Source organism: Paenibacillus sp. DS2015, from assembly GCF_050433705.1.
Lineage (GTDB): Bacteria > Bacillota > Bacilli > Paenibacillales > Paenibacillaceae > Paenibacillus_AQ.
The window spans coordinates 1-6,961 of sequence record NZ_JBNPWS010000063.1 but is presented as its reverse complement, the minus strand read 5'-3'; the positions used below and the strand labels follow the sequence as shown (position 1 = coordinate 6,961).

General features: G+C 36.3%; 6 protein-coding genes. All 6 read left to right on the top strand.

The window, feature by feature from the left end:
* Positions 1-808: 808 nt before the first annotated feature.
* The 6 genes from J2T13_RS25900 (at position 809) to J2T13_RS25875 (ending at position 5,848) form a co-directional block, all read left to right on the top strand.
* Positions 809-1,513, top strand: coding sequence for a hypothetical protein (locus tag J2T13_RS25900; RefSeq protein ID WP_429375568.1), 705 nt, complete (start codon positions 809-811; stop codon positions 1,511-1,513).
* Between the two features lie 108 nt (positions 1,514-1,621).
* Positions 1,622-2,839: an amidase domain-containing protein gene (locus J2T13_RS25895; RefSeq protein ID WP_429375566.1), complete on the top strand. Its 1,218-nt coding sequence runs from the start codon at positions 1,622-1,624 to the stop codon at positions 2,837-2,839.
* Positions 2,840-2,965: 126 nt separating this feature from the next.
* The gene (locus J2T13_RS25890; RefSeq protein ID WP_429375565.1) at positions 2,966-3,691 is read left to right on the top strand and encodes a LytR/AlgR family response regulator transcription factor; all 726 of its coding nucleotides are present in this window, start codon (positions 2,966-2,968) and stop codon (positions 3,689-3,691) included.
* 428 nt (positions 3,692-4,119) lie between these two features.
* Positions 4,120-5,025 (top strand): sensor histidine kinase, encoded by a 906-nt coding sequence (locus J2T13_RS25885; RefSeq protein WP_429375563.1) that lies wholly within the window; start codon positions 4,120-4,122, stop codon positions 5,023-5,025.
* A 95-nt stretch (positions 5,026-5,120) separates the two neighbouring features.
* Positions 5,121-5,264 carry a cyclic lactone autoinducer peptide gene (locus J2T13_RS25880; RefSeq protein WP_429375562.1) on the top strand — a complete coding sequence of 48 codons (144 nt, stop codon included), beginning with the start codon at positions 5,121-5,123 and terminating at the stop codon, positions 5,262-5,264.
* Positions 5,264-5,848 (top strand): accessory gene regulator ArgB-like protein, encoded by a 585-nt coding sequence (locus tag J2T13_RS25875; RefSeq protein WP_429375560.1) that lies wholly within the window; start codon positions 5,264-5,266, stop codon positions 5,846-5,848. Before J2T13_RS25880 ends, J2T13_RS25875 begins: the two co-directional genes overlap by 1 nt.
* Positions 5,849-6,961 lie beyond the last annotated feature (1,113 nt).

Below are 6,961 nucleotides of genomic sequence, written 5' to 3'. Positions count from 1 at the left end.
TTCCTTTTTTTACTAGATAATAAAGGAAAGCGTGGTAAAATGGCAGTAAGGATTGTAGGATTTAAAAAGCTACCGCGTAGCGGTTTAGTTCAACACAGCACTCCTGCTGAGGGCATTCGCCCTTGATCGCCAAGAGCGCCAAGAGGGATATCAGAGAAGTCAATTCAGGCGATACATCCACCGTCTAAGTCTGACGACCCAATGCTTCGCACCTTAAGCCACTCGAACGTCAGAAATGCGCGAAACTTATAAGAAATTGTCGCAAAAAAGGCTCAATCTAAAAATTAGCGGTTGACTCCACGTGTGAACACAGCAGAGGGTAGGAGGGATTCTGAAGAAACGTCAGTGTTCGCCTTTAAAGATCGATTTCAACCTATATCCATTGTTCAATGAGAAATCGGGCTTTAACAGCGATCGTAAGAACCCTCCGAACCCGTAGCGCTTCTATTCACAATTAGTCAACCGCTGATTTTGCTTTTGAACCTAAAATCAATGAGGATAAAATTACATCAAATGGATTTCCGTTCAGCACGTCTACGGATTTGATTTCTTGTAGATCTTTGCTTAGAATCCTTTAAGTTTTACCCCAAAAATACATCAATTTTGTTACCCTCCCGCATCGTAAATTATCTGCTGTATTCTGAGATTGGAAAGCCAGAACAATATTTTTACGAAACCCAAGCAAAGGAGGAGGACATTTATGAATGACATTAGAGCGCAATGAGATCGCCATAACACATTAACATAGAACGTGTCTTGAACCTCGCGGAACCTACGAGATAACTGAGATTTACTAAAAGGTGGTACTATGGAGAAATTTACATTAAGTATTGCAGTACTGGTATTTGCGTTCCTTGTGGGTTGTTCACAGAAGGAAAATTCACAGAAGGCCAATAATCCAGCAAAAGAATCAACAACTCAAATAGACGCTTCTGTTGAATCGCCAGAAAAATCGGCAACAGAGAGATTAAATGAACTGGTTAATAAACAGTTTACAATCCAAGCAGATCAGATTAGTAACAATGACTACGCTTCCATTGAGGAAATCGGAAAAGCTTTCGTCAATCTGTATACCGGAGCGGTTGCAGAGCAGGAAGCTGTATCATTTGAACACTACATTGCGAATGAAAATCTGCTTACTTTCACTAATAAGATGTTGACATTAGAACAACAGCAGGAATTGAAGGGCGGTATTGGGGTTAATTTCGGCATGGACAATGAGTTTAAGGAAGTTGAGCTCAAGAAGTTGGATGACAACCTTTACTATTTACGTTTAACTTTTACTAACCAAGGGTCCGGAATGAGCTGCAAGCTGTTAGTTCAGTCTGTCAACAAGTCATTAAAAATAGTAGATTTGTACTTTGGTAACAAAGATGGTGTAGATACGATGGCTACAGGTCACCCGAGTGAAAAAAAACTGGATAACCCTAAATTATGGGATGATCAGAAATGGATGAAAGGTGTAATGGAGAAGCTTGAAAAATATGAAACTGAACTGAACTCGAACTCTTGAATTTCGTTGAACGATGAATAGAATAGGAGCCCCAAGCTGTCAAAGTTATAAATCTAAGAATGAGTGAGAAAACAGGAGAAAACATTACTTTATACTGGGAGGATTACGATGAAGAAGACTTTAGCATTTTTATCCATGGCAATTATGGTAATAGGTTTTATGTTTTCTCCTATAGAAGCTTCGGCCAATGAAGTATCGGACAATAATAAAGAATCGGTTCTCAATGAAGATAATTTCAAGTTTGCGGCTGGTATTGTAGAGAAGTACTATAAGCATAAAGACCTCGGGGAAAATAACGATTTTTCAAAGGATGTCTCCGCAGATGTTCAGAAATTGCTGGATACCAAAATAGAGCTGGGACAAATACAGAATAAAGTACTTGATTTAAGCTATAAGGATTACCAAATTGAAATTAATCCTCACCAAACCGAAAAATGGGAAGAAAATGAAAATGAAATCTTTATGATTATACGTGTTGAGAGAGGCTGGTTCTATAGCAGTGAACAAACAACAAGCTCGCAGCTGCTGGAAATAACGCTCTCTAAAAGTTCGAATGGTGAACTAAAGTTGGTTAGCTGCTATGAACCGTACGAAGACGTGACTTTGGGGCCGATTGATCAACTTTTCCAAGATGCCAAGGTTCTAAGAGTGAACACTGATGTGCTTTTAGAAAACTATATAAAAGATTTTGAAGAGCAATCCATTCAAAAGAATGAACAATTGATTTTGGATGCTCAAGAGAGTGTAGGAATAGACAAAAATGCCGAGTTCCAACTTAATGCTAAAACCTATCTAAATCGTACAGACATTAGAGACTGGGCAAGAAATAATTATGATGAAAACGCCCCTACAAGCTCAAGTTCTAGTGTGCCTTATTATGATTTTTCTGAGTTGAGTGGTGCTTGGGATTGTACTAATTTTGCCTCTCATGCATTATTAGCGGGGGGAGCAACTTTACACGATGATGGTGGAAGTGGAATAGTAGGTACAGGTCAATGGTATTATCGAAGTTCGGCCAATCGGAGTTCTTCTTGGGCTGGAGTAGACCAATTGTATCAGTTTTTAACTAGAAGCAATCCAAGTAATACGAATATTGGGCCATACGGTACGTCAAAGACTTTGACATATGCAAATGCATTTTTAGGTGATATTGTTCAAGGTCATAACGGGACTATATGGAGACATTCTACTGTAGTAACCAAGTTTGAAAATAGCAAAGTTTATGTAACAGGTAGAACTGGAGACGGCGTTTATAATGACAATGTATTAGCAACAACGATCTATGGTACTCAAAGGCTCATTGCATTAGATGGAAATTATAATTAATCTAAAAATAATATAGAAAAGCACTTTAACTTGTGTGGTGAGTTAAGGTGCTTTTCTTCTTTTTTTGTCAAAATATAGTATGGTTATGATATAATTGGTAGTATTGAGCTGAGGTGGGTGAGTAGTGTGCTACGGATTGCCATATGTGATGACCAGAATCATGTCTGCGCGCAAGTGGAAAGTATTTTATTAACATTAAGTAAGAGCCTCCCGGAAAAAGTTGAAGTAGAGGTTTTTTATTCTGGTGAGGCTCTTATTCACTTTCTTTTAGATGGAGCGTATTTTGATATGATCTTCCTGGATATAGAGCTTCAAATGCTGAATGGGGTAGAGGTAGGCCGGAAAATCAGAGATGATTTCAATAATGAAACCACACAAATTGTTTATATATCGGCAAAAGACAGCTACGCTATGGAGCTTTTTGATATTCGGCCGTTGAATTTTTTGATCAAACCGCTGCAAGAATACAAAATAGAGGCCGTGGTAAGAAAAGCCATTGATCTAGTAGATCGGGGAAATCATTTTTTTGAATATAAATCAGGACGCACCCAAAACAAAATACCGATCAAAGATATTTTATATTTTGAAAGTAAAGGTAAAAAGGTGAGGATGGTGCTGCAGGATCAACATCATGAGTTTTATAGCAAGCTTATCGAGATTGAACAGCAGCTGTATAATCAAGACTATCTTTTCATTCATAAATCCTATTTGGTGAACTATTATCATGTCATTGAATACCAATATGATTATGTGAAAATGTCTGATCTAACGATATTGCCTATCAGCCAACAGCAAAGAAAGTGTGTTCGTGATCGACTTCTACAGCGTAGGCGAGAAGGTGCGAGTTGTTAATGGATACCTACGATATTGTTTATTTGCTGACTAATATTTTTGGAACGTATACGATCTATAAGTTTATGAGCATTTTTTTTGAGCGTAATGAGCTTAATAGAAAGCTTGAACTGATCGTATATATATCCTATTTTTTCGTCATTGGAGCAATACATATCATATTTAATGTTCCAAGCCTTAATATGTTATCGAACCTCATCTTATTTTTCCTGATCACCGCATTGTATTCTTGTTCGCTTAAATTACGGGTTACGGCTGTTGTTTACATCTATGCGATTCTCATATCAGTCGAAACGATTACTATCATCATGTTCTCCTTGCTGGATTTGAATCAACATACTTTTTTTATCGATGTAGATTTAATCTTATCTTTAATTGTAAGTAAAATTTTGTCCTACACGGTCGTATTAATAATCTCAAATTTCAAAATGTTAAAAACAGGAATTGAAATCAGTTCATTGCACTGGTGTGCTGTTGTGGGTATCCCTTTCGGAACGCTGTTTTCTACCTTTATATTAATGACAGAGAGCAACAACGATAACCTAATCCAACTATTCATAAGCATTACAATCATGTTTTTGATCAATTTTTTTGTGTTTTATTTATATGATATTCTGATCCAATCTTATCAAGAGAAAATGGAAAGAAATCTATTAAAACAACAAAACAATGCTTATATGAAGCAATTGAAAATCATCACTGAATCCCAGGAAAATATAAAAATCATTCGTCATGATATCAAGCTGCATATATCAACACTTCAAGGCTTAATTGAAAAGTGCAATAACGATGTAGCATTGGATTACATACAAAATATTTATCATCTTGCCAGTTTTACGAATGAATATGCCAAATCGAATAACATGGAGCTGGATAGTATATTGAACTATAAAATATATGAGGCTCAGAAGCTGGGGATCGAGATTGATTTGTATTTGAATGTTCCTGAACAGCTAAATTTCCAATCTATTGATATTGTCATTATTATCGGCAACCTGCTTGATAATGCTATAGAAGCAACTTCCAGACTACAAGAAAATGAGAACATTGAGCTATCTATTGATTTCAGCAGAAATGTTCTCTACATCAGATTGGTTAATTCATATTGTGGAGATCTCGTGATTGTAGATCATAAAATAAAAACAACAAATGCGGATAAGGAAAATCATGGTTTAGGCTTGCAAAGTGTACAAAAATCAATAGTAAAATATAATGGCTCAATAAGCATAGACCATACGGGGAGACAATTCTGTGTGGATGTGCTCCTATATAACCCTACTGTAAAAGATCTACTTGCTGCTTCTTCAAATAAAACCATTGATTTTACCCAATAAATATATGAGTTGTACCCTCTTTCCGTACGAGGTTTATTATATTGATAGTGTAAGTACATAAGTGTAAAGAAAGATGAACTATGAGGAGAATTGATATGAAGAAATTTATTGTTAACCTTGGTGGGGTAGTTGCTGGATTAGCGCTTTTTGTTACGACATTAAATGTGAACACCAACTGTATTGCTTTTATCCATCAGCCGAAGCTGCCTAAGGGCGCGGAGCGACTTCGTAAATTCTAATGGTAGCTCATTTATTGGACAAAACTATAGCCAAACTTATTGAATTGGGAAGTATAAAAGAAGATGAAAAAGACCTTTATGCTTATGGCTTACAGCAAGGTCTTATTATTATCTTGAATATATTAACAACGGTCGCTATTGGCTTATTCAGCGGGATGTTCTGGCAAAGTATTTTGTTCATGGCTGCGTATCTTCCATTACGATCATTTGCTGGAGGATACCATGCAAATACACAATTATTATGCTATTTGTATTCTATAATTTTAACCTCGACAGTACTTATGGCAATAAAGCTGATACCGTGGACGAATCCAATGTGTCTGGGATTGGCATTGTTTGCAGGTGTAATCATTTTTATTCTGGGCCCTGTGGAGGACAGTAATAAGCCTTTGGATCAGATCGAAATAGCAACTTACAGAAAGCGGACTAGGGCAATTCTTTTAGTAGAATTGGTTATTATTTTGTTCATACTGGAAATAGGGCAAAATAATATTCTTCCTGGTATGTCCGTATCCCTGTTTGCGTTGAGTGTTATGCTGGTACTGGGGAAAGTGAAGAATTATAACAACCAATCTATAATATAATAACAGAAAGTATTATGGAAGAGTGTCATTTGGCATTCCATAATACTTTTTGTTTATTTTATTGAATCAATATCATAATTCCAAAGAGAAGAAGAAAGACGATACAGATCAACTAACCACTGAACTTCCAAAGAAGAAGCATGAAGTAGAGTCAGTTAGGTTTTTGATGGGATTTAGAAATAACGAGGTAAATGATACAAGGGCAGCGTGAGAATTCCTTATACGTCAAAAGTCATTCGGGAAGCATTGGTACCAAGTAGGATCGCATCTAAGCCGCATGATACAAGATGAATTTACATTGCGGTTAGCTGAAGAACATAATTATTTCAATATTATTACAAATTATAGGTTGTCAATCAAGAAATAATAGGGTGAGGAAGGAGGGGCCGTTAGAAGTCTGCATCCGCATTTAGTAGCTAGAAGGGTTATCCATGGGAAAGAAACAGCTTATCTTTTCCAGTATTTTGCTTTCAAGGAACCGATAACCAACACTTTAAGTTCTTCATGTATCGTTGTCGAACTCAATCTTCTAAGTTATCATTGTTAAGTCAATCGTATACCAAGGGAATGTCCATTCGTCTTCACGGATTCTTGGGCATTCCCTTATTTGTTTTTACAGACAGATTATCCTAATGAGCGATTTGTATTTTTTTCTTAATTTGAAGTGGCTATGTTCTATTTCTTGGAAGGGGATTGAAATGACGATAGCAAGTCAATATGTCATGCTGAATTGAACAGATGCGGGATGATAGCGCCTAACTTCGCCTATCAACCTATTGAAGTGGTTAATACGAATTCGCCTATCCATCCGTATGATAGGGATAAACGAGTGCGTGGATTAGTAGTTAGTCGAAATCCAAGCATAAAAATGAAAGGAAGATTAGATCTAATGCTTAAATTAGTTTCATTTATACTAGAGTTACTCCGGTTATGTGTTTTACTAGTGTTGACTTTATTTATTTTAGGCGGATTGGAAAGAATGATATATCAATTTATATTTGACCAATCAATTTATCATTGTCAACACCAACTTAATAATCCCCAAAAGTAGCAGTTGAAAATTCCCTACATCGAGCAATTATGAATCTTTATCTTCCGTAGAATCTGGTTTGA